The organism is Sphingomonas sp. GCM10030256, assembly GCF_042666415.1.
Classification (GTDB): Bacteria; Pseudomonadota; Alphaproteobacteria; order Sphingomonadales; family Sphingomonadaceae; genus Sphingomicrobium.
In genome coordinates, this window is sequence record NZ_JBHTDI010000002.1 from 312,171 (window position 1) to 334,955 (window position 22,785).

Here is a 22,785-nt window from a genome sequence, read left to right on the forward strand (position 1 = left end):
GCAAGTGAGTGCATATCTTGCCACCGCCAGAGAGTTTCCGATGACTGACACCCGCGCCCGCCGCCAGCGCGCGATCACGCATCTCGTTCGCTCCAACACTCTCGGCAGCCAGGAGGAATTGGCCGACCGTCTCGCGGAGATGGGAATCGCCGCGACCCAGGCGACCATCTCCCGCGACCTCGATCACCTTGGGGCGATGAAGGTGCGGCGCAACGGCACCGTTCATTATGCGATGCCGGATCAGATCGGAACGGCGGACTGGTCTGCTCGGCGCCTTGAGGCGATCCTGCGCGAATGGGTGCGTTCAGCGGAGGCGGCCGGCAATCTCGTCGTGCTGCGTACCCCGCCTGGCTCCGCCCACATGGTCGGTGTAGCGCTGGATCAGGCCGCACTGCCGGAGATCGCCGGCACTATTTGCGGCGACGACACTATTTTCCTCGCGGTGCGCCCGCCCGCCAGCGCGGACGATGTCGTGCGGAGGCTATCGGTCTAGATCGCGCGGGCAATCAGCTCCTTCATGATTTCCGACGTTCCGCCGTAGATCCGGGTCACGCGGGCATCGCGCCACAGGCGCGCGATCGGATATTCATTCATGTAGCCCGCGCCGCCATGCAGCTGCAGCGCAATGTCCGCCAAGGCGAACTGCTCTTCCGAATGCCACAGCTTGGCGGCGCTGGCCTCGGCCGGGGTCAGCTTGCCCGCGACGTGCCGAGCAATCGCCCAGTCTAGGTGCGCCCAGCCGACCTGCAGCCGAGCCTTCATGTCGGCGAGCGTGAAGCGGGTATTCTGGAACTCGAACACGGTTCGCCCGAATGCCCTGCGCTCGCGCGTGAACTCCACCGCCAGGTCGAATGCCCGCTGCGCCGCCGCCTGCGCCTGCACCGCAATAGATAGCCGCTCCTGCGGCAACTGGTTCATCAGCATCATGAACCCGGCATTCTCCTGGCCGAGCAAACGGTCGGCGGGCAGGGCCACCTCGTCAAAGAACAGCTCGGACGTGTCGTTGCCGTGAAGCCCGATCTTGTCGAGGTTCCGGCCGCGGCTGAATCCCTCGTCGCCGGCTTCGACCAGCAACAGGCTGATGCCCCTTGCGCCCCCTTCTTCCGTCGTCCGCGCACAGACGATCACCAGGTCGGCGCTCTGACCATTGGTGATGTAGGTCTTCGAACCGCTCAGCAGCCAGCCGTTGCCATCCCGCCGTGCGATCGTCTTCATGCCCTGCAGGTCGGACCCGGCGCCGGGCTCGGTCATGGCAATGGCGCTGACCACCTCGCCCGAGACCATGCCCGGCAGCCACCGTCGCTTCTGCTCCTCGCTGCCGTAGGCGATCAGATAATCGGCCACGATGTCGCTCTGCAGCGTGAAGCCGGCAGCCGCGCCGGCGTAGCTGATCTCCTCGCCGACGATCGCGTTGAAAGTGAAGGGCAGGCCTGGTCCGCCATACTCCTCCGGTACTCCGGGGCAGAGCATGCCCGCCGATCCCGCCTGCAGCCAGGCCTCGCGTTCGACGATCCCCTCGCGCTCGTGCCGGTCGACGTCGAGGCTGGCGACCACCCGGCGCACGGTGTCGCGAAAGGCTTCGTGGCTGTCATCGAAGATGGTTCGGCCTGCAGTGTCGAGCATGCTTCCTCCTTGTCGGGCGAAGCCTAGGCTCTACAGGGCAGGGGAGGAAAGGGGAGGCGCGTGGCCGGACCGCTCAGCGGATTGACGATCGTGGAAATGGCGGGTCTCGGGCCGGGTCCGTTCGCGGCGATGATGCTGGCCGATCATGGCGCGCGGGTGATCCGGATCGAGCGCCCGGGCAGTCTCGCGGTGCCCAACGATCCCCTGACCCGCAGCCGGGAGAGCATCGCGCTCGACCTCCGGCAGGAGGAAGCGCGGGAGATCGTCCGCAAGCTGGCAGAGAGCGCGGATGGCTTGATCGAAGGCTACCGGCCTGGCGTGATGGAGCGCCTGAACCTCGGCCCCGACGAACTGCTCAAGAGCAATCCGAACTTGATCTACGGGCGGGTCACCGGCTGGGGGCAGACGGGACCTCTGGCGCGGGAAGCCGGGCACGACATCAACTATCTGGCGCTCACGGGCTTGCTCTCCACGATCGGGGAAGCGGACCGCCCGCCGGTGCCGCCGCTCAACCTGGTGGCCGACTATGGCGGCGGCGGGCTGATGCTGGCGTTCGGCATGGTCAGCGCGCTGTTGCACGTACAGCGCGGCGGCCAGGGGCAGGTGATCGACGCTGCCATGGCCGACGGAGCGGCGCTGTGCGGCGCACTCATCTACGGCCTTCGCGCCGCCGGAGCCTGGCAGGACCTGCGCGGAGCGAACCTGCTTGACGGGGGCGAACCGCTTTACGCCTGCTACCGCTCCGCCGACGGCAAGGAGCTTGCGCTGGGTGCGATCGAGCCCCAGTTCCGGGCCGCCTTGCTGAACGGGCTGGGCCTCTCCGGCTCGCCGACCAAGGCCCAGGTTGCCGAGGCCATTGCGCAGCGCACGCGCAACGAATGGGTTGAGCTGTTCCGCGGCACGGATGCCTGCGTTGCGCCCGTTCTCAGTTTGGCAGAGGCGCCTTCGTATCCGCACAATCGGGAGCGCGGCACCTTCGTCGACATCGGCGGAGTGGTGCAGCCTGCGCCGGCGCCACGCTACTCGGAAACGCCCTCCGGCCGACCACGTCCCCCACGCCCGGCGGGTGAGGACGGCGCGGCAATCCTTGAGGAATTCGGCTACGAGGCGGACGCGATTGCCGAACTGCGAGGCAAGGGAGTGTTGCTGTGAACCCGCTCTACCAGGCCATGCCGACCAGCGTGTTCGAGCGCATGTCGCTGGCCGCTGCCGAGCATAAGGCGATCAACCTCGGGCAGGGTTTCCCCGACTTCGGCTGGCCGGAGGCAATCGTCGAGGCCGCGGCTGGGTTCCTGCGCGAGAGCAGCAACCAATATGCGCCCTCTCGCGGCCTCCCGGTTCTGCGGGAGTCGGTCGCCGCCCACTACTATCGCCACCATGGTTCGCAGCTAAGCCCGGAGCAGGTGGTCGTGACCAGCGGCGCCACCGAAGCACTGGCCGCCGCGATCCTGGCGCTGGTCCGCGACGGAGACGAGGTGATCGTCTTCACCCCGGCCTACGACGCTTATGCCCCCTTGATCCGGCGCGCGGGCGGGATCGTTCGGGAGGTCGCGCTCCGTCCTCCGGAATGGCGGATCGATGCCGAAGCGCTGGATGCAGCCATCGGCGAGCGCACTCGAGCAATCGTCTTCAACAATCCGCACAACCCGACCGGCCGTCTGTTCGGCCCGGACGAGTTGCAGATCGTCGCCGACGCGGCTCAGCGCCGCAACCTGTTGGTGATCAGCGATGAGGTATGGGAGCACATCCTGCTCGACGGGCAGCCGTTCACGCCCGTCGCCTCCTTACCCGGCATGGCCGAGCGCACGCTGAAGTGCGGCTCGGCCGGCAAGATCTTCTCCCTGACCGGGTGGAAGGTCGGCTGGCTGGTGGCGCCGGCCGAGCTTGCCTCGCTGGCGGCGAAAGCGCACCAGTTCCTGACGTTCGCGACACCGCCCAACCTGCAGGCGGCAGTCGCATTTGGCCTGAGCGAAGGCGACGCCTGGCTGGACCCGATGCGGGATCGCTTCACTCGCGCTCGCGATCGCATGAGCGCAGGGCTGGCCGCCGCGGGCTATCGCGTGCTGCCCAGCGCCTCGACCTACTTCCAGTGCGTGGACCTTGCCGCGTCCGGCATCGCTCTCGATGACGAGTCCTTCGCCCTGCTGGCCGTCGAGCAGGCCGGCGTCGCCGTCATTCCGCTCTCCGCCTTTTCCGAACAGGAGCCCGTCAGCCACATGATCCGCCTGTGCTTCGCCAAGCGCGACGACACCATCGACGCCGGCATCGCCGCGCTCACCAGGGGCAGGGAGCTTGCGCGATGAGCCCGGCGGAAGAAGCGGCCACGATCCTGCAGCACTTCGGCGTCTCCTCCTCCGGCGAGATGCAAAGCCGCTCGCCAATCGACGGCAGGGTGATCGGCCATGTCGCGGAGGCCGACGCCGCAGCAATCAATGACGCCTGTGCCGCTGCGCAGTCAGCGTTCCGTGCCTGGCGCACCGTGCCCGCCCCGCGCCGCGGCGAGCTGGTGCGGCTGTTGGGGGAGGAATTGCGAGCGGCGAAGGAGCCGCTCGCCCGCCTGGTCACCCTGGAGGCCGGCAAGATCGTCCAGGAGAGCCTGGGCGAAGTGCAGGAGATGATCGACATCTGCGACTTCGCGGTCGGCCTGTCGCGCCAGCTTTATGGCCTGACCATCGCCAGCGAACGCCCAAGCCACCGGATGATGGAGCAATGGCATCCGCTCGGGCCGGTGGTGGTGATCAGCGCCTTCAACTTCCCGGTCGCGGTATGGGCCTGGAATGCGGCACTGGCACTGGTCTGCGGTAACCCGGTCATCTGGAAGCCGAGCGAGAAGACGCCGCTCACTGCGGCAGCGGTGACGGCGCTGGCTCGTCGTGCCGTGGAACGGTTCGGCGACGCTCCGGGTGGCCTGCTGCAACTGCTTCAGGGCGGGCGTGAGGTGGGCGAGCGGCTGGTCGACGATCCCCGGATCGCGCTTGTTTCCGCGACCGGCTCGACCGCGATGGGGCGCGCGGTGGGTCCGCGTGTGGCGCAGCGCTTCGGCCGCGTCCTGCTGGAACTCGGCGGCAACAACGCCATGATTGTGACGCCCTCCGCCGATCTCACGCTTGCCGAGCGGGCGATCCTCTTCTCGGCCGTCGGCACGGCCGGCCAGCGCTGCACCACGCTCCGCCGCTTGCTCGTCCATGAGAGCGTCGCCGACCAACCCATTGCGCGGCTCAGGCAATCGTTCGGATCGGTGAAGATCGGCGACCCCCGCCAGCCCGACACGCTGGTCGGTCCGCTGATCGACGAAGGCGCCTATCGCGCGATGCAAGCGGTGCTCGGCAGTCAACTCGACCGCGTCGAGCCAGTCGCCGGCGGCTTCTACGTCCGCCCGGCGCTGATTGAAATGGATGCGCAGGACGGCACCATGCTGTGCGAGACCTTCGCGCCGATCCTCTACGTCCTGCGCTATCGCGATCTCGACGAGGCGATCGCGCTCAACAATGCGGTCGCACAGGGCCTCAGTTCGTCCATCTTCACCAACGACCTGCGCGAAGCCGAGCGTTTCCTGTCCGCTGCGGGAAGCGATTGCGGCATCGCCAATGTCAACATCGGCCCCTCGGGGGCGGAGATCGGCGGCGCGTTCGGCGGCGAGAAGGAGACCGGCGGCGGGCGGGAAAGCGGCTCCGACAGCTGGAAGGCTTACATGCGCAGGCAGACCAACACGGTGAACTACGGAACCGACCTGCCGTTAGCGCAGGGCATTCGTTTCGACGTGGCGCCGTAGCCGTGGCTCCTCGGACGGATTGACGAGCATCTTCCAGCGGCGGCGATGACGCGGCGCCCAGGCGACCAGCTCGCTCGGCTCGAGCGGAGGGGAGATGAGGTAGCCTTGCGCCACGTCGCAGCTCAGTTCGCGCAGCAAGGCGAGCTGCTCCAGCGTCTCGACACCCTCCGCCGTTGCGCTGAGACCCAGGCCGTGCGCCAGCTCGATCATCGCCTTCACGATCACCCGGCTGTCGTTGTTGCGGGGAGCATCGCTGACGAAGAAACGGTCGATCTTGACCTCGGTGAACGGCAACTGGCGAAGCTGCATCAGCGACGAGTAGCCGGTGCCGAAATCGTCCATCGCCAGGCCGATGCCCTTGATCCGGAACCGGGTCAGCGTGTCCATCAGGGTGACCAGCGGCTGGGTCGCACCCTCCGTCAGCTCCAGTACCAGCCGATCGCTGGGGACTTCCAGGCCACGGCACATCCGTTCCACCAGGTCCGGGAAATCAAGGTGCTGCAGCGACAGGGCCGAGATATTGAAGGCGATGCAGGTGTCGAGCCCCTGCCGCTGCCATTCCAGCCACTGCCGCAAGGTCGTCCGAAGGCCCCATTGGGTCAGGGGATCGATCAGCCCGTGCCGCTCGGCCAGTGGAACGAACCGGGATGGGGCAACCGAGCCAAGCTTGGGGTCGTCCCACCGGACCAGCGCCTCGACCCGGATCAGCCGGCCGTCGTCCAGCGAGACCTTCGGCTGATAGACCATGTGCAGGCGGTGATTGAGGAGCGCCCGCTCGAAACCGTCGAGAAGGGCAACCTCGCCGGGGGTCATCATCCCGCCAGCGTAGGCTTCAAGCCGTTCAGGATGGCCTCAAGCTCTTCCAGGCGAGCAGGTTTCTCCAGCGGACCGGCCATGGTCAGGCCCAGCGCCTCTCCCAGCCGGAAAGCGCTTTCCAGCACCCGGCGATCGAACCCAGAAATGATCAGCACCGGGCAGCGGTAGTTCTCCTCCGCCAGGAAGCGGAGCAACTCCACGCCGTCCATTCCGGGCATGCCGAGATCAAGCGCCACCATGTCCGGAGCCTGCGCGTGAAACTGGCGCCGGAATTCCTCTTCGGCGCTGGTAACCACCGGATCGAAGTCGCACCCCCGCGCGGCGACAGCGACGAACTCTGCCAGCCTTGGTTCGTCGTCAATCAACAGCAGGCGCGGTCGGCGCATTCAAATACTCACTTTCGGCACTGGGGAGCGTTCCTGCGCGTGTTTGGCGGTTCGGTCAAACGGAGCCTGCGCGCAAACGCATTCTTAACCGGTTTCGTGGCACAGCTTGCCGCTGGAACGGATCATGTCGTGGGGACACGCGATGTTTGGCGCACTCATTCGCCGCAAGCCGGGCCGGTCGCCCGACGCGGACCATGCAGCCTTTGAATCGACAGTCTTTTCGCTCACGACCGCAGTCCCTCGACCAGCCGAGCGGCGCGGTGACGATCGTGTGCTTCCGACCTACCGAGTCGCCAAGCTCAGGTCGGACGTCGGCGAACAGCTGATCCGGGTCCGCAACCTGTCGGCCGGCGGGCTGATGGCCGAGGTCGGGCAGCCTTGCACCGTCGGCGACCGGGTTGCCGTCGAGTTTTCCGGCCAGAACATCCCGTCGACCATTGTCTGGACGCGCGAGGGCACCGTCGGGATCAAGTTCGACGGCAATGTGGATCTGGGCGAGCTGCTCGCCGGCCGCAAGCCGCGCCATGGTTTCCGCCCGCGCCCGCCACGGCTGGAAGTGCAGTGCAAGGCCTCAATCCGCGTGGGCAAGGTCTACTACACCGTCGACGTCCACGATATCTCGCTCGGCGGCCTCAAGGTCGAGCCGATCGAGGAATATTGTGTCGGCAAGGATGTCGTAGTGGTGGTCGAAAGCCTTCGCCCGGTGAAGGGCCAGGTCCGCTGGTTCGCAGACCGCCGCGCGGGGATCGTCTTCAACCAGCCGCTCAGCTTCGACGAGCTTGCGGAGTGGGTCGGCAAGCGGCTGGAGCTTGCGAGCCTCAAGGCCTCCTACAAAGTCGACTGAGGCGCCCAGCCTCGCCCTGCGCTCGCAATGCGCCCACCCAACTCCTATTTCCGCTCCAATCAAGAAGGAGCGTGACGATGGCGGATCAGGTGGCTGTGCTTGCAGGCGGATGTTTCTGGTGCACGGAAGCCGTGTTTGGCGATGTGGTCGGGGTGAAGTCAGTGGAAAGCGGCTACACCGGCGGCAACCTCATCAACCCGACTTACAAGCAGGTCTGCAATGGCGACACCGGCCATGCTGAGGCGATCCGGATCACCTTCGATCCTGACCAGATCAGCTATTCGGACCTCCTCGACATTTTCTTCGCAACCCATGACCCAACCCAGCTGAACCGCCAGGGCAATGACATCGGCACCCAATATCGCTCGGCGATCTTCCCGCAGGACGAGCAGCAGGAGCGGCAGGCCCGCGCTGGAATCGAGCGTGCCAATGCCGACCACGGCGGGCGGATCGTCACAACGATCGAGCCCCGAGGCGAGTGGTACCCAGCGGAAAACTATCACCAGGACTATTGGGCGTCCGAGGGCCAGCGCAATCCATATTGCCTCGCAACCATACCTCCCAAGCTCCAGAAGCTGCGCAAGAGTTTCCAGGCGAGGGTTAAGGCGCCGGTGTCGCCAGAAGTCTGAAGTCGATGGACGGCCGTCAGCTTCGAGCAGCGGCCGCCCGTCTCAACCGGTCGTTGATCGCTATGCCGAGTCCGACGTCCGCGATCGGAGCCACCGAAATCGAGCCGGCGCTTTGCTTATCGGCCTGGTGAAGCGCCGCGAACAGATTGGACGCTGCTTCGATCAGGTCTCCTGAAGCGCTCAGCGTCGCGTCGCCCTTCACTTCACCGAAGCCGATCAGCCATTCGCCGGCCCGGCGCTCGACGGCGTCGAGCCTGACCGGCTTGGTCGGGGCGTAGTGGCTGGCCAGCATACCGGGCGCCTCCACCGAGCCGGTTGCTACTGGCTGGGCACCCTCGACCAACAACGGACCTGGTCGCAGCAGGCGCAGCCGTCCGCCCCCGGCGGCAATGATCGTGCTCTCGATCCCGCGCTCGGTCGACCCGCCGTCGAGCACCAGCGCGATCCTGCCATCCAGGCTGGCCAGCACATGCTCGGCCCGGGTCGGGCTGATCCGGCCGCTGGCATTGGCGCTTGGTGCCGCCAGGGGCCGCCCGCATTTCCGCAGCAGGGCCTGCATCGTCGGGTGAGCAGGGACTCGAAGGGCTATCGTCGGCAAGCCGGCAGTCACCAGCGATGCGATGCCGGTGCCTTCCTTCAGCGGCACAATCAGGGTCAGAGGGCCTGGCCAATGCTGTTCGGCCAATTTCAGGGCTTCGTCCTCGAAGTCGCCGATGTCTCGCGCTGCGGAGAGGTCGGGAACGTGGACGATCAGCGGATTGAAGCTCGGCCGTCCCTTTGCAGCGTACACCCGGGCCACGGCCTCGCCATTCGTCGCGTCAGCGGCGAGCCCGTAGACGGTCTCGGTCGGCACCGCGACCGGCTGCCCGGCCAGCACGAGTCGAGCGGCCTCGGCGAGACTCTCCTCGTTGACAGGCAATGTCCGTGTGGCTGGAACGCTCATCTCCTCGCCGCTATGGCATCAACCCTCTCGCTTCAAGGATGCCGCCAATGCCGTTCCACTGTCCGGTCCGCGAACAACGCTTTGTCCTCGACCATGTGGTGCGCATCGGCGAGCTGACCAACGACGCCGACCTGGTCGATGCGGTGCTGGAAGGGGCGGCCGCCTTTGCCGAGGGCGAGATCGAGCCGTTGAACCGGGTCGGGGACACGGTTGGTGCGAAATGGACCGACGGCAAGGTAACCATGCCGGAAGGGTTCCATGCTGCCTACCGCGGCTTCGTCGAAGGCGGCTGGGGCACCATCTCCGCTCCGGAAGACGCGGGCGGGCAGGGGCTCGCGCTCGCGCTCGGCGCCGCGGTGATGGAGGATCTCAACGCGGCCAATCTTGCCTTAGCGCTGTGCCCGATGCTCAGCATGGGTGCGATCGAGGCACTGGAAGTGCACGGCTCGCCTGAACAGAAACGCGACTACCTGCCGAAGATTGTCAGCGGCGAATGGCCCGCAACCATGAACCTGACCGAGCCGCAGGCGGGGTCCGACGTCGGCGCGCTCAAGACCCGGGCCGAGCCGAACGGCAACGGGTCGTGGCGGATCACCGGCAACAAGATCTTCATCACCTACGGCGAGCACGACCTGGCCGACAACATCATTCACCTGGTGCTTGCCCGCACGCCTGGCGCACCCGCCGGAACCCGCGGCATTTCGCTTTTCCTGGTGCCCAAGGTCCTGCCGGACGGCAGCCACAACGACCTGCGCTGCGCGTCGATCGAGCACAAGCTTGGCATCCACGCGTCCCCGACTTGCGTCATGGCCTATGGCGACAACGGCGGCGCTACCGGCTGGCTGATCGGGCCGGAGCATGGCGGCATGCGATCCATGTTCACCATGATGAACAACGCCCGCCTCAACGTTGGCCTGCAGGGCGTCGGCATCGCCGAGCGCGCCACCCAGCGTGCCGTGGACTATGCGCTTGGCCGGGTACAGTCAGCCCGGGCCGGTGCGCCGAGCCGCGATGCGGTGGCAATCGCCGATCACCCGGACGTCCGGCGGATGCTGCTCCGAATGCGGGCACTGACGATGGGGGCTCGCGCGCTGACCTATTACGCGTTCGGCCAGGTTGATCGCGGGCGACTGGGTGACGGGCAGGCAGCGCTGCGGGCCGATGTGCTGACGCCCATGGTCAAGGCGTGGGGCACCGACGTCGGCTGCGAGGTCGCCAACCTGGGAGTGCAGGTCCATGGCGGCATGGGCTATGTCGAAGAGACCGGCGCTGCGCAGCATCTGCGCGACGCCCGCATCGCACCGATTTACGAGGGCACCAACGGGATCCAGGCCGCCGATCTGGTCGGCCGCAAACTTGGACTAGACGACGGTCTCGCCTTTGACGGCCTGATTGCCGATGCCCGGGCAGAGATCGCGGACCCTGCGCTTGTCGCCCTGGCCGATGCGGTGGAGGTCGTCGCCGCCACCCTGCGCCAGGCGGACGCCGACGACCGGCTGGCGGGCAGCTATCCGTTCCTCACCATGTGCTCGGTCCTGGTGGCCGGCTGGTTGCTTGAGCGTCAGGCGCGTGCAGCGAAGGGCGAGGAGTCGTTCTTGGCCGTGACGCGAGCTGCGTCGGACTATTTCAACAGCACCGTCGTTCCCGAGGCGCTGGGCCTCGCAGCAGCCGCGGAGGCTGGGGCGAACCTGCTGTATGCGGTGCCGGCGGAAGCCCTCGGCTGAACCCGGCTAATTTCAGACCCGCTCGTTGAGCAGATCAACCGGGTCGATCCCCAACCGGTCCATGCGGGCCCTAATCGCCGGCCATTCCTGCTTGATAAACGCTGCACGCTCCGCCTCGCGCAGACGCGCACCGGCGCCCAGCGCGACGAACATCCCGACACCTCGCTTGACCACGACGAGCCCCTCGTCCTGGAAGCCCTGATACGCCTTTGCCACCGTCAGTGGGTTTGCCCCCTGCTCCGCCGCGAAGGCGCGAACGGAGGGCAGGGGATCGCCGTCCTTGAACCGCCCGGACAAGATCGAATCCGCGATGGTATCGCGCAGGCGAACGTAGACCGGCTTGTCGGGTGCGGCGCGAAGCGTCATGCTGTCGTAATACAGCGTGGCGCGATCGATTGCAACTCCGAACGGGCTCAGACCGGCGCCTGCCAGTGGCGGACGATCGTTGCCAGGTCCGGCCTCGGCCGCTCCAGCAGCGGCGCTCCCGGCGAGCCGAAGAAGAAGAAACCTGCGATGCGCTCGGGTCCGACGCAGAATGCCTCCCGTACCATCGGATCGTAGGCTGCCCATCCGGTCAGCCAGCTGCCGACAAACCCAAGCGCATGTGCCGCATGGAGCAGGTTCATGCCGACTGCACCGCAGGACAGCTCCTGCTCCCACAAGGGAATCTTGTGGTTCTCGGCGGGGGCGAACAGCAGCACCACCAGCGCTTCGCCGCCCCGCGCGAACTCATCCGCCTTCTGGTGATGGGCGGGGCCGGCGCACGGATCATTGGCGGCGAGCGCCCGGCGCAGCAGGACGGCGAACTCCTCGCGCTGATTCCGATCAACGATCACGAACCGCCAGGGCGCGAGCTTGCCATGATCGGGCGTCCGCGCCGCGGCAGCCAGGATGCGGTCCATCTCTTTCGACGTCGGTCCCGGCCCGACCATTTCCCGGACCCGGCCTGATCGTCTCGTCTCGAGGAACTGCAGGGGCGTGGACAGGTCGTTCAGCATCGCGCTGCCCGCCTACCAGCGCCGCCAGGCTGTAACAATCGGCTTGGCATTGCCGATTTGCCCGCTAGGGTGCCCGCCATTTCCGGCGCTTTGCGTCTGCAGAACGGGAACACAGTATGAAGTCCATCGGATTGTGGCAGGAAGGCGATTGGATCGCCGCCATTGCCGTCCTTGTCCTCGCCATCTTCCTGACTGTGGGCGCCAAGGTCGCCATTCAGAAGGAGCCAGAGTTCGCTGGACACCCGAAGGGCCTATACATGCTCTTCTTCGCCGAGATGTGGGAGCGTTTCTCCTATTACGGCATGCGGGCGCTGCTGATCTTCTACCTGACCAAGCACTGGCTGTTCGCGGACGACAAAGCGAACCTGATTTACGGCGCCTACACCAGCCTCGTGTACATCACCCCGGTACTCGGCGGCTACATTGCCGACCGTTACCTCGGTCAGCGCAAGGCGGTGCTGTTCGGCGGCCTCCTGCTCGCGGTTGGGCATAGCCTGATGGCGGTCGAAGGCACGGGCGGTCAGCAGGATGCGACGATCAACGTCTTCTGGGCGGCGCTGGCCTTCATCATCGTTGGCTCGGGCTTCCTCAAGGCCAACATCTCGGTGATGGTCGGTCAGCTCTACAAGCTCACCGATATCCGTCGCGACGGCGCTTACACCGTCTTCTACATGGGCATCAACGTCGGCGCCGCGATCGGCACCATCCTCGTCGGCTATCTCGGCGAAACCATCGGGTGGGGCTACGGCTTCGGCCTGGCCGGCATCGGTATGCTCGCAGGCCTTGTCGTCTTCGTGCTCGGCAAGCGCGTCCTCAACGGCGCAGGCGAGGCACCTCGTCCGCTCAGCCGCAATAAGGAAATGACGCTCTATGCTGTCGGCCTGGCCGCGGTGGCGGTCTGCTGGGCGCTGGTTCAGTACCAGGATGTCATCCAGGGCCTGCTGATCGTCTCGGGCGTGTCGCTGCTCGGCTACGTGCTCTACGAAAGCTTCAAGCTGGAGAAGGAACCGCGCGAGCGCATGTTCGCCATCCTCTTCCTGATCAGCCTCAATCCGCTGTTCTGGGGGCTGTTCGAGCAGGCGGGCGGCTCCATGAACCTGTTCACCGACCGCTTCGTAGATCGGGCCGGCGTCCCGGCGTCGATCTTCCAGTCCATCAACCCGATCCTCATCATGATCCTCGCGCCGCTGTTCGCCGGCCTGTGGGTGACGCTCGGCAGGCGCCGGGCCGAACCCTCGGCGCCGGCCAAGTTCGGCCTCGCACTGGCGCAAATGGGACTCGCCAACCTCGTCCTGGTGTGGGGCGCGGAGGCTTACGGCGTAGCGGCGATGACCCCGGTCATCATGGTCTTCGCATATTACCTTTTCGCCACCACGGCCGAGCTCTGCCTGTCTCCGGTCGGCCTCAGCGCGATGAACCGGCTTGCGCCCAAGTTCCTGGCAAGCCTCATCATGGGGGCCTGGTTCTACATGACCGCGGTGGGCAATTTCGTCGCCGGCAAGATCGGCGAGGCCACCGGTGGACATGACGGCGAGATGAGCAAGCAGGGGCTGCTCGACGTCTACGAGCTGTTCGGCTGGATATCCATCGGGGTCGCGGTGGTCGTGCTTGCGCTGTCGCCGATCGTGAAGCGCTGGATGCATCTCGACACGCTTGGCCAGGACGAGGATCTCGCCGGACGCGCCGAGCTTGCCGAAAACCAGGGGCCGGGCATGTTCCCGCAGGCCGAGACGGTGCCGAGCGGACCGCGAAAGGGCTGAGATGACGAACAGGGGGTTCACGGGAGCGACGCTCGTCGCGGTTCTCGCCGCAACTTCTCTCGCCGGATGTGCGACGATGGGCGGCAAGAAGGAGCCGGGGCAGCGGATCAACGACGATCCATTCCCCTCCACCTACCAGCGCTATGGGGGCGCGCCGACGCTGATCCGCGGCGTCACCATCCTCGACGGTGAGGGCGGGCGGATCGAAGGTGGCGCGATCCTTCTGGCGGACGGCAAGGTGCAGGCGGTGGGAACCGGCCTCGCCGCGCCGGCAGGTGCGGCGGTGATCGACGGAGGCGGCAAATATGTTACCCCCGGCATCATCGACGTGCATAGCCACCTAGGCAATTATCCCAGCCCGGCGGTTCCGGCGCACAGCGACGGCAACGAAGCCACAGCTGCTGCGCGCCCCGAGGTTTGGGCGGAACATAGCGTGTGGCCGCAGGATCCCGGCTTCTCCCGCGCGCTCGCCAACGGCGGCGTGACCGCGCTGCAGATCCTGCCGGGCTCCGCCAACCTGTTCGGCGGTCGCTCCGTCACCCTCAAGAACGTGCCGGCGCGCACGGTGCAGGGGATGAAGTTCCCCGGCGCACCCTACGGCCTCAAGATGGCCTGCGGTGAGAATCCCAAGCGCGTCTACGGCGGCAAGGGTCAGATCCCGTCAACCCGCATGGGCAACATCGCCGTCACCCGGCAAACCTGGATCGACGCCAAGGCCTACGACCGCGAATGGGACGCCTATGAAGCGGACGGCGGCAAGATGCCGGAGCGGGACCTTGCGAAGGACACGCTCCGCGGCGTGCTGGACGGCAAGATCATCGTCCATAACCACTGCTACCGGGCCGACGAGATGGCCATCATGATCGACCTTTCGAAGGAGGCCGGATACAAGATCGGCACCTTCCATCATGCGGTGGAGGCCTACAAGATTGCCGACCTGCTGGCGGCGAACGGTACTTGCGCGGCGCTGTGGGCCGATTGGTACGGCTTCAAGATGGAAAGCTACGACGGCATCCGGGAAAACATCCCGCTGGTGGACCGCGCTGGCGGCTGCGCCATTGTCCATTCGGACGATCCGAACGGAATCCAGCGCCTCAACCAGGAAGCGGCAAAGGCGATGGCCGCGGGCCGGCGGATGGGCATGGAGATTTCTGAAGCCCATGCCTGGACCTGGCTGTCGGCCAACCCGGCCAAGGCGCTCGGCATCTTCAATCAGACCGGCAGCCTCAAACCGGGCAAGAACGCTGACGTTATCCTGTGGAACGGCAATCCGTTCAGCAATTATTCGCGCCCTGAACGGGTGTGGATCGACGGTGCGCTGATGTACGATGCCGCCAACCCGCGCCTGCGGCCCGTCAGCGACTTCGAACTCGGCCAGACCGGCGAGGGAGACACGAAATGATCCGCTCGGCGCTTGCAGTCTTGCTGCTCACCGCGACTGCCCCGGTTGCCGCACAGACCATCGCCATCACCGGCGGAACAGTAGCGCTGGGCGACGGTTCGGAGCCGATCCAGGGCGGCACCGTCGTGATCCGCGACGGACGGGTCGTTGCCGCTGGAGCAGCGGTCGCCGTGCCCGGCGGCGCGCAGGTTGTTGATGCCACCGGCAAGTGGGTGACCCCGGGCATGGTCGCGGGCTTTTCCCGCTTGGGCCTGGTCGACGTGGACGCCGTCGACGCAACCGTCGACGTCTCGGCCGACAGCAGCCCGTTCAGCGCCGCGCTCGACATCGCCCCGGCGGTGAACCCGCGCAGCGTCGCGGTGGAGGTCAACCGGGCCGACGGTGTGACCCGTGCGATCGTGGCCCCGGCCGCGTCGAAGAGCATCTTCGCCGGGCAGGGCGCGCTGATCGACACAGGCGCCGATCTCGACGCAGTGACCCGGCCGCGGCTGTTCCAGTTCATCGAACTCGGGGAAGAAGGCGCGCAGCAAGCTGGTGGCTCCCGCACCTCGGCGCATGTGCTGCTGCGAAGCGCGCTCCGTGAGGCGCGTGAGCTCGGCCGTTTTGCCCAGCCGATCCGCGGCGGTGGTGAGCGTCAGGTGCCCGCTGTACCGGAAAACCCCAACGATCCCAAGCTGCTGACCAGCGACGCCCGGCGCAGTGATGACGTTCTCCTGACCCGCTTCGATGCGGCGGCGTTGGTGCCCGTGCTGCGTGGGCAGCAGATCCTGCTGGTCCATGCCAATCGCGCCGCCGACCTCATCCAGGTAATCGCGCTGAAGCGTGAGTTTCCGACGCTGCGCCTGGTGATCGTCGGTGCCAACGAAGGCTGGACGGTCGCCGAGCGCCTTGCCGCGTCCGGTATTCCGGTAATCGCCTCGGCGCTGCAGGACCTTCCGTCCGAATTCGAATCGCTCGCTTCGACCCAGAGCAATATCGGCCGCATGCGCGCGGCCGGCGTTAGGGTCTCGATCGGCACGGTCAACGACGACGATCCCCGCATGGCGTTTCGCGGGCGCTACTATGCCGGCAACCTGGTCGGCCTGCAGCGGGTGGCGGGAGCGACCGGCCTGACCTGGGGACAGGCGCTGGCTGCGGTAACGTCGGGTCCGGCCGAAGCATTCGGGCTGGCGGGGGACATCGGCAGCCTGCTTCCCGGACGCCGGGCAGATGTGGTAATCTGGACCGGCGATCCACTTGAGAACAGCAGCGCACCGGAAATGGTGATGATCGACGGCGTCCAGCAGCCCCTCGCCACGCGACAGACAAAGCTCCGCGACCGATATCGCGATCTCAGCCGCCGCGAACTGCCGGAGGCTTATCGGCGGTGAGCCCGTTGGCGGCGCTTGCCTTCTGGGCCGCTGCCTTTGTCGGAACGCACTTGCTGATGTCCCATCCGCTTCGCGCCCCGCTTGTCGGGCGCCTCGGCGAGCGCGGGTTCAGCTTGCTTTATATTGCGGTGTCGCTGGGCACGTTCGCAATGATGGTGCGCAGTGCGGGCGCCGCCGGTCCGCAGACTCCGCTGTGGCAGGCCTCGCTTCCGCTCTGGGTGCTGGCGTCCATTGCGATGTGGTTCGGGGCAATCCTGTTCGTTGGGTCGCTTCGTCGAAATCCGGCGTTCCCGACCGGCGGAAAGCCCGTCACCCACATCGGCGAAGCGCGAGGTGTCTACGCGATTACCCGCCATCCGATGATGTGGGGCTTTGCCTTGTGGGCCATGGTGCACATCGCCGTCTGGCCGACCGGCAGCGGTCTAATCATCGCCACCGCGATCCTGATCCTCGCCTTAGCCGGCTCCGCAGGCCAAGACGCCAAGAAGGAAAAGTTGATCGGCGAGCCGTGGACCGAGTGGAAGCGGCGCACCAGCTTCCTCCCGTTCGGGCGAGGGGCCGGGCGCCCGGACCGTTTTGCCTTCGCCGGTGGAACCATCCTGTTCGTGCTTGCGACGTGGGGGCATGGCGCACTTGGAACGATGGCTGCGGGGCCGTGGCGCTGGCTGGTTTGAGCGAACAAGGCTAGGGCGCGGCCATGACACGCAAATTCTTCGGCACGGACGGAATCCGCGGCCTGACCAACACCCCGCCAATGACGGCCGAAACTGCACTGAAGGTCGGTCAGGCCGCAGGGGCGCATTTCCTGCGCGGGGATCATCGTCACCGCGTGGTGATCGGCAAGGACACGCGCCTGTCGGGCTACATGATAGAGTCGGCTTTGGTCGCGGGGTTCACCAGCGTGGGCATGGACGTGGTGCTGCTTGGGCCGATGCCGACGCCCGCCGTGGCAATGCTGACCCGCTCGATGCGCGCCGATCTCGGCGTGATGATCTCGGCCAGCCACAATCCGTTCGCCGATAACGGCATCAAACTGTTCGGACCGGACGGCTACAAGCTTAGCGATGAGGACGAGCTGGCGATCGAGGCAAGGCTCGAGCGCCGCCCTGACCTGTCGCAGCCGGAGAAGATCGGCCGCGCAAAGCGGATCGATGACGCGCGGGGCCGCTATGTTCATTTCGCCAAGTCGACCTTTCCCGAGCGGCTCCGCCTCGACGGGCTGAAGATCGTGATCGATTGCGCCAACGGTGCTGCCTACCACGTCGCCCCCGACGCATTGTGGGAGCTTGGCGCCGACGTGGTTGCGCTGGCAACCAATCCTAACGGCGTGAACATCAACGACGCCTGCGGCTCGACTCATCCGGAAGGCTTGCAGGAGCGCGTTGTTGCGGAGGGCGCGGACATCGGTCTCGCGCTAGACGGGGATGCCGATCGCCTCATCGTCGTCGACGAGACCGGCCGGGTGATCGACGGCGACCAGTTGATGGCCTTGATCGCGCTCGACCAGCAGCGCAAGGGCGAGCTCCGCGGCGAAGCGGTGGTGGCTACCGTCATGTCCAACCTCGGCCTCGAGCGCAGGCTCGACTCCGCAGGGCTTCGGCTCGAGCGGACCAAAGTTGGCGACCGCTACGTCTTGGAAGCGATGCGCAGTCTTGGCTGCAATGTCGGCGGGGAACAGTCGGGGCACATCATCCTGACCGATTATTCCACCACCGGTGATGGCTTGGTCGCCGGCCTCCAGATCCTTGCGGCGATGGTGGACCAGGGCAAGCCGGCGAGCGAACTGCTTCGCCAGTTCGATCCCGTGCCGCAGTTGCTCAAAAACGTCCGCTTCGCTGGCGGCGCTCCGCTCGAAACCGACTCGGTGAGGCGTTGCATCGCGGACGCGGAAGCCGAGCTTGGCAGCAAGGGCCGGCTAGTGATCCGCAAGTCAGGGACGGAACCGCTCATCCGGGTGATGGCAGAGGGCGACGACGAGGCGCAGGTCCACGACGTGGTCGACCGCATCTGCGCCGCAGTGGAAGCTGCTTAACTTCTCCGGACTAAGGACCATTTGCCCTGAGTCAGTCGAAGGGCTCCGCCTCCTCCGGGGCGGCGGATGGCAGGTTTCGACGAGCTCAGCCCATACGGATTTCTGTGAATGGCAGCCTTGATCCCCCGAATCCTGATCATCGCCGGCTCCGACAGCGGTGGCGGCGCGGGGATTCAGGCTGACATCCGCACCGTTACGATGGTGGGTGGGCACGCGATGACCGCGATCACTGCGATCACCGCCCAGAACACGTTGGGCGTCACTGCGGTGCATCCCGTGCCGGCAGAGATCGTGCTCGCCCAGATTGATGCCGTAATCGATGACATCGGCGTCGACGCGATCAAGATCGGCATGATCGGCAGCGCCTTCACCGCCGCTCAGGTCGCGGGCCGGTTGGAGAAGCTGGATGGCATTCCGATCGTGTTCGACCCGGTGATGATCGCCACCAGCGGGGCGGCCCTGGCCGACGATTCCACGATTGCCGCCTTCGCCAGGCTGATGGATCTTGCCACTATCGCCACGCCGAACCTGCCCGAACTTCAGCGCCTGACCGACAAGGATGATCCGGTTGAAGCGGCACTCAGCCTCGTATCGGCTCATCGTTGCGCCGTCCTGATCAAGGGTGGCCATGAGGAGGGGGAGGCGCTCGCCGATGCGCTGATTGAAGAAGACAATATGACCAGTTGGCAAGGGCAGCGGATCGCCACCTCCAGCACCCACGGAACCGGATGCACGCTGGCCAGCGGAATCGCGGTCGGCTTGGCGCAGGGGCTGAGCCTGCCGCGCGCTGTCGGCCGCGCCCGCGAGTTCGTCCGAATGGCGCTGCGGGAAGCACCGGGGCTTGGCGCGGGGGCCGGACCAATGGGCCATGCGCAGGTTCGCCTGGACGTCGGATCGGGGCCGCGGCTGAACCAGGTCACGGTCACCGGCAAGGATTATGGCAAGTCCGTCGCCTTCTACCGCGCGCTTGGCCTGACACAGATCGTGGACAACCCGCCCGACTATGCCCGGTTCGAAGCCTGGGGCGGAACGACCTTCTCCATCCAGGTCGATCCCGACGAGACCATCGGAGCCAGCACGGCGGTCTACTTCGAGTGCGACGATCTCGACGAACGGGTCGAACAGCTCGCGCGGGCCGGCATTCCGTTCGAACATGGCCCGCGCAATCAACCCTGGATGTGGCGCGAGGCCCGCCTGCGCGATCCCGCCGGCAACATCGTCTTCCTCTACAAGGCGGGCGAAGCCCGGCGATTTCCGCCGTGGCGGGTGACGGATCGTGCTCCTGCATAGGCAGGAGCCCAGTTTGTTCTTGCGAGCACAAAAGGTTACTGGACCGCTGCACACGCAGGGGTACAAAGCGAGTCCATGCCACGCCCATGCTTCAAGCTTGAACGCGATCACCCCATGCCGCTTGCCGGTGTCGACGAGGCGGGGTGCGCACCCCTGGCCGGGCCGGTGGTTGCGGCGGCCGTGGTGCTCGACCGTGACAAGTTCCCTCGGGGAATCGATGACAGCAAGAAGCTGGACCTCCAAACCCGTGAGGCGCTCTACGCCCGATTGCAGAAGCAGGCCCGCTGCGGCGTCGGCATCTGCACCGTCGAGGAGATCGACACGCTCAACATCTATTGGGCGCGCATGCTTGCCATGATCCGGGCGGTCGAGGCGCTCGGGTTCGAGCCGGCAATGGTGCTGGTCGACGGCAATCGCTGTCCCAAGTGGGAGCGGCCCTCCGTTGCGATCGTGGCCGGCGACGCCAAGTGCCGCTCGATCGCGGCTGCTTCGATTGTCGCCAAGGTGACCCGCGACCGCATCATGGCCGCCTATGCGGAGGAACATCCGGGCTACGGCTGGGAGACTAACCGCGGTTATCCGACGCCCGATCATCGGCGCGCCCTGCTCGAACGCGGGCCGACACCGCTGCACCGGCGGAGCTTCGGCCTGGTCCGCGAGGTGCTCGCCGCCGCGGCGCAGCCGGACATGTTTGCCGCAGGGCGAGTCCTTTGAGTCACACCACCAGCGATTGAGTCTCCTCGGTCCAGCCAGACTCAACATGTTGTGCCGCGGAGCCGCCGGACTCTCTCTGTTCCGCCGCTTCCCGGAGGCGTGTTAATCCTTCTTCTGTTGACCGCGAGTCCCGCCTGACTCAGCTTGGCTCCAACAGGGGGCGACACGCACATGAACCTAGTCGTGAAGGTCAAGGAGGATATCGGCCGCGTTGAGCCGGCGGCGAACCGGCTGCCGGTGGCGCCGCCGCTCGACAGCATCCTGACGGGGGACTGCATCGAAGAGATGGCGAAGCTGCCGGCCAAGTCGGTCGACATGATCTTCGCCGACCCGCCTTACAATCTGCAGCTTGGCGGCGACCTGTTCCGGCCCGAGGGCGGGCGGGTGGACGCGGTCGACGATCATTGGGACAAGTTCGATAGCCTGGCCGTGTACGATGACTTCACCCGCGCCTGGTTGGCGCAGGCCCGCCGCATCCTCAAGGACGACGGCACGATCTGGGTGATCGGCAGCTACCACAACATCTACCGCGTCGGCTCGCTGTTGCAGGACGCCGACTTCTGGATCCTCAACGACATCGTCTGGCGCAAGGCCAATCCGATGCCGAACTTCCGCGGCACGCGCTTCACCAACGCGCATGAGACGCTGATCTGGTGCGCCAAGGACGAAAAGGCGCGCTACACCTTTAATTATCGCGCGATGAAGGCCCTCAACGACGATCTTCAGATGCGGTCCGACTGGGTACTGCCGATCTGCGGCGGCGCCGAGCGGTTGAAGGGCGACGACGGTCACAAGGCTCATCCTACGCAAAAGCCGGAAAGCCTCCTTTACCGGATCCTGCTCGCCTGTACCAAGCCGGGCGACGTCGTGCTGGACCCATTCTTCGGCACCGGGACGACGGGCGCTGTGGCCAAGCGCCTTGGCCGCAAATGGATCGGGATCGAGCGCGAGGAAGCCTATGTGAAGGTCGCGCTGGAACGCATCGCTTCGACCTTACCGCTGGACGAGAGCGCGATGCAGGTCGTGCCCGACAAGCGCAGCCAGCCGCGGGTGGCGTTCGGCGTCCTCGTCGAGAGCGGCCTGGTGAAGCCCGGCACGCTGCTGATGGATTCGAAGCGCCGCTGGAAGGCAAGGGTTCGAGCCGACGGATCGATCCATTGCGGTCCCAACGAAGGGTCGATCCACAAGGTCGGTGCTGCGCTGCAGAACGCTCCATCCTGCAACGGCTGGACCTTCTGGCATGTCGAAGGCGACAAGCGGTTGGTCACGCTGGACGTGTTCCGGCAGGACTATCTGGCGAGTCTCAGCTAGCGCCGATCGCGAGGAGCGCAGCGACGAAGCAATCCGGTCTTCTTCGTTGGCCAAGGAGAACTAGATTGCTGCGCTTCGCTCGCAATGACGGACAAAGATGACCAGGACCCTCATCCGCCCCACAGCCTTCGTCGACTCTCCCTTCGGTCACGACGGCAAGGTCGCGCGGCTCGCCGGCGGGCTCAATTGGTTCGCCAGTGTCGAACTGATCCGCGTTGGCGAGCGCATCCAAACCGAACTGCTGCCCGTCGAAGGCATCGAGAATAAGCTCGACGACGACGCGTGCGCACAGTGGACTCGCCTGACCTCGGCCCGCTCACCGTTGCAGCTCGGCGAACGCATGATCCGCCTGGATCAGCCGCAGGTGATGGGCATCGTCAACGCCACTCCCGACAGCTTCTCGGACGGCGGCCAACTCGCCACTGCGGGGGCGGCGGCCGACGCTGGAGCAGCGATGGCGGCCGATGGTGCCGCGATCATCGATGTTGGAGGCGAGAGCACGCGGCCCGGAGCCAAGCCGGTGTGGGAAGGGGACGAAATCGAACGGGTGTTGCCGATCGTCCGTCAGCTCGCCGCCGGGGGCACGGCCGTGTCGATCGACTCCCGCAAGGCCCTAGTGATGGAAGCCGCACTCGCCGCGGGTGCGCGCCTGGTCAACGACGTTTCGGCACTTACCTGGGATGACCGCGCCGCCGAAGTGGTCTCCGCGGCCGGCGTGCCGGTCATCCTGATGCACCATCAGGGCAGGCCGGACACGATGCAGGACAGCCCGAACTATCCGCGCGGCGTCCTGATTGAAGTTTACCTGTGGCTGGAGCAGCGGATCGCGGCGGCGGTTTCGGCGGGTGTTCCGCGCGACCGGATCCTGATCGACCCGGGTATCGGTTTCGGCAAGACGGTTGCGCACAACCTCGAGCTGATGAACGGCCTTGCCCTGTTCCACTCGCTCGGCTGTCCGCTCGTCGTGGGAGCCAGCCGCAAGCGCACGATCGGTGCACTTCACAACGAAGCCCCCGCTGACCGCCGGTTGGGAGGGAGCCTGGCCTTGGCGCTCAAGGCGGCGGAGCAAGGCGCGCAACTTCTGCGCGTCCACGACGCCTACGAAACCGTGCAGGCGCTGAAAGTCTGGCGCGGGCTGCGGGATCAAGCCCTGACACCCCGGATTGCGTAG

The 22,785-nt window shown here is 66.2% G+C and carries 22 protein-coding genes; 16 read left to right on the forward strand and 6 right to left on the reverse strand.

What is annotated here, in order from left to right:
* Positions 1-40 precede the first annotated feature (40 nt).
* A complete protein-coding gene (gene argR / locus ACFQPG_RS09265; protein ID WP_380812312.1) occupies positions 41-493 on the forward strand; it encodes an arginine repressor in 453 nt (150 codons plus the stop codon).
* On the opposite strand, the gene ACFQPG_RS09270 is transcribed toward argR, so the two are convergent.
* Complete coding sequence (locus ACFQPG_RS09270) at positions 490-1,623, reverse strand: acyl-CoA dehydrogenase family protein (protein ID WP_380812314.1); 1,134 nt, start codon at positions 1,621-1,623, stop codon at positions 490-492. The genes argR and ACFQPG_RS09270 overlap by 4 nt on opposite strands.
* 60 nt (positions 1,624-1,683) lie before the next feature.
* On the opposite strand from ACFQPG_RS09270, the gene ACFQPG_RS09275 reads away from it, so the two are divergent.
* Genes ACFQPG_RS09275 through ACFQPG_RS09285 form a run of 3 tightly spaced genes read left to right on the forward strand, consistent with a single transcriptional unit; the run spans position 1,684 to position 5,395 of the window.
* A complete protein-coding gene (locus tag ACFQPG_RS09275) occupies positions 1,684-2,775 on the forward strand; it encodes a CaiB/BaiF CoA transferase family protein (protein WP_380812316.1) in 1,092 nt (363 codons plus the stop codon).
* Complete coding sequence (locus ACFQPG_RS09280; protein WP_380812318.1) at positions 2,772-3,926, forward strand: aminotransferase; 1,155 nt, start codon at positions 2,772-2,774, stop codon at positions 3,924-3,926. The genes ACFQPG_RS09275 and ACFQPG_RS09280 overlap by 4 nt, the downstream gene beginning before the upstream one ends.
* Positions 3,923-5,395, forward strand: coding sequence for an aldehyde dehydrogenase family protein (locus tag ACFQPG_RS09285; RefSeq protein ID WP_380812320.1), 1,473 nt, complete (start codon positions 3,923-3,925; stop codon positions 5,393-5,395). Before ACFQPG_RS09280 ends, ACFQPG_RS09285 begins: the two co-directional genes overlap by 4 nt.
* On the opposite strand, the gene ACFQPG_RS09290 is transcribed toward ACFQPG_RS09285, so the two are convergent.
* Positions 5,360-6,211, reverse strand: a complete 852-nt coding sequence (locus tag ACFQPG_RS09290; RefSeq protein WP_380812322.1) for an EAL domain-containing protein — start codon at positions 6,209-6,211, stop codon at positions 5,360-5,362. The two genes, ACFQPG_RS09285 and ACFQPG_RS09290, sit on opposite strands and share 36 nt — an antisense overlap.
* Entirely contained in the window at positions 6,208-6,597 is a 390-nt protein-coding gene (locus ACFQPG_RS09295; protein ID WP_380812324.1) for a response regulator, read from the reverse strand. Before ACFQPG_RS09295 ends, ACFQPG_RS09290 begins: the two co-directional genes overlap by 4 nt.
* 142 nt (positions 6,598-6,739) lie before the next feature.
* On the opposite strand from ACFQPG_RS09295, the gene ACFQPG_RS09300 reads away from it, so the two are divergent.
* Both ACFQPG_RS09300 and msrA read left to right on the forward strand, forming a co-directional pair.
* Positions 6,740-7,441, forward strand: coding sequence for a PilZ domain-containing protein (locus ACFQPG_RS09300; protein ID WP_380812326.1), 702 nt, complete (start codon positions 6,740-6,742; stop codon positions 7,439-7,441).
* Positions 7,442-7,518: 77 nt separating this feature from the next.
* A complete protein-coding gene (gene msrA / locus ACFQPG_RS09305; RefSeq protein ID WP_380812328.1) occupies positions 7,519-8,070 on the forward strand; it encodes a peptide-methionine (S)-S-oxide reductase MsrA in 552 nt (183 codons plus the stop codon).
* Positions 8,071-8,086: 16 nt separating this feature from the next.
* On the opposite strand, the gene ACFQPG_RS09310 is transcribed toward msrA, so the two are convergent.
* Complete coding sequence (locus ACFQPG_RS09310) at positions 8,087-9,013, reverse strand: L-threonylcarbamoyladenylate synthase (protein WP_380812330.1); 927 nt, start codon at positions 9,011-9,013, stop codon at positions 8,087-8,089.
* Positions 9,014-9,060: 47 nt separating this feature from the next.
* Here ACFQPG_RS09310 and ACFQPG_RS09315 point away from each other — a divergent pair, with 47 nt between their 5' ends.
* The gene (locus ACFQPG_RS09315; protein WP_380812332.1) at positions 9,061-10,737 is read left to right on the forward strand and encodes an acyl-CoA dehydrogenase; all 1,677 of its coding nucleotides are present in this window, start codon (positions 9,061-9,063) and stop codon (positions 10,735-10,737) included.
* 12 nt (positions 10,738-10,749) lie between these two features.
* On the opposite strand, the gene ACFQPG_RS09320 is transcribed toward ACFQPG_RS09315, so the two are convergent.
* Positions 10,750-11,103, reverse strand: a complete 354-nt coding sequence (locus tag ACFQPG_RS09320) for a GntR family transcriptional regulator (RefSeq protein WP_380812334.1) — start codon at positions 11,101-11,103, stop codon at positions 10,750-10,752.
* A gap of 47 nt (positions 11,104-11,150) precedes the next feature.
* Positions 11,151-11,735 (reverse strand): nitroreductase, encoded by a 585-nt coding sequence (locus ACFQPG_RS09325; RefSeq protein WP_380812336.1) that lies wholly within the window; start codon positions 11,733-11,735, stop codon positions 11,151-11,153.
* A gap of 116 nt (positions 11,736-11,851) precedes the next feature.
* Here ACFQPG_RS09325 and ACFQPG_RS09330 point away from each other — a divergent pair, with 116 nt between their 5' ends.
* From ACFQPG_RS09330 to folP, 9 genes are all read left to right on the forward strand, one after another.
* Positions 11,852-13,495 carry a peptide MFS transporter gene (locus tag ACFQPG_RS09330; RefSeq protein ID WP_380812338.1) on the forward strand — a complete coding sequence of 548 codons (1,644 nt, stop codon included), beginning with the start codon at positions 11,852-11,854 and terminating at the stop codon, positions 13,493-13,495.
* Between the two features lies 1 nt (position 13,496).
* Positions 13,497-14,897 (forward strand): amidohydrolase, encoded by a 1,401-nt coding sequence (locus tag ACFQPG_RS09335; protein WP_380812340.1) that lies wholly within the window; start codon positions 13,497-13,499, stop codon positions 14,895-14,897.
* Entirely contained in the window at positions 14,894-16,267 is a 1,374-nt protein-coding gene (locus tag ACFQPG_RS09340; protein WP_380812342.1) for an amidohydrolase family protein, read from the forward strand. Before ACFQPG_RS09335 ends, ACFQPG_RS09340 begins: the two co-directional genes overlap by 4 nt.
* Positions 16,264-16,941: an NnrU family protein gene (locus tag ACFQPG_RS09345; RefSeq protein WP_380812344.1), complete on the forward strand. Its 678-nt coding sequence runs from the start codon at positions 16,264-16,266 to the stop codon at positions 16,939-16,941. Before ACFQPG_RS09340 ends, ACFQPG_RS09345 begins: the two co-directional genes overlap by 4 nt.
* 23 nt (positions 16,942-16,964) lie before the next feature.
* Positions 16,965-18,299: a phosphoglucosamine mutase gene (glmM, locus tag ACFQPG_RS09350; RefSeq protein WP_380812346.1), complete on the forward strand. Its 1,335-nt coding sequence runs from the start codon at positions 16,965-16,967 to the stop codon at positions 18,297-18,299.
* A gap of 117 nt (positions 18,300-18,416) precedes the next feature.
* Positions 18,417-19,589, forward strand: coding sequence for a bifunctional hydroxymethylpyrimidine kinase/phosphomethylpyrimidine kinase (thiD, locus tag ACFQPG_RS09355; RefSeq protein ID WP_380813109.1), 1,173 nt, complete (start codon positions 18,417-18,419; stop codon positions 19,587-19,589).
* Between the two features lie 75 nt (positions 19,590-19,664).
* Complete coding sequence (locus ACFQPG_RS09360; protein WP_380812348.1) at positions 19,665-20,303, forward strand: ribonuclease HII; 639 nt, start codon at positions 19,665-19,667, stop codon at positions 20,301-20,303.
* A gap of 171 nt (positions 20,304-20,474) precedes the next feature.
* Positions 20,475-21,614 (forward strand): site-specific DNA-methyltransferase, encoded by a 1,140-nt coding sequence (locus ACFQPG_RS09365; RefSeq protein WP_380812350.1) that lies wholly within the window; start codon positions 20,475-20,477, stop codon positions 21,612-21,614.
* A 97-nt stretch (positions 21,615-21,711) separates the two neighbouring features.
* Positions 21,712-22,785: a dihydropteroate synthase gene (gene folP / locus ACFQPG_RS09370; protein ID WP_380812352.1), complete on the forward strand. Its 1,074-nt coding sequence runs from the start codon at positions 21,712-21,714 to the stop codon at positions 22,783-22,785.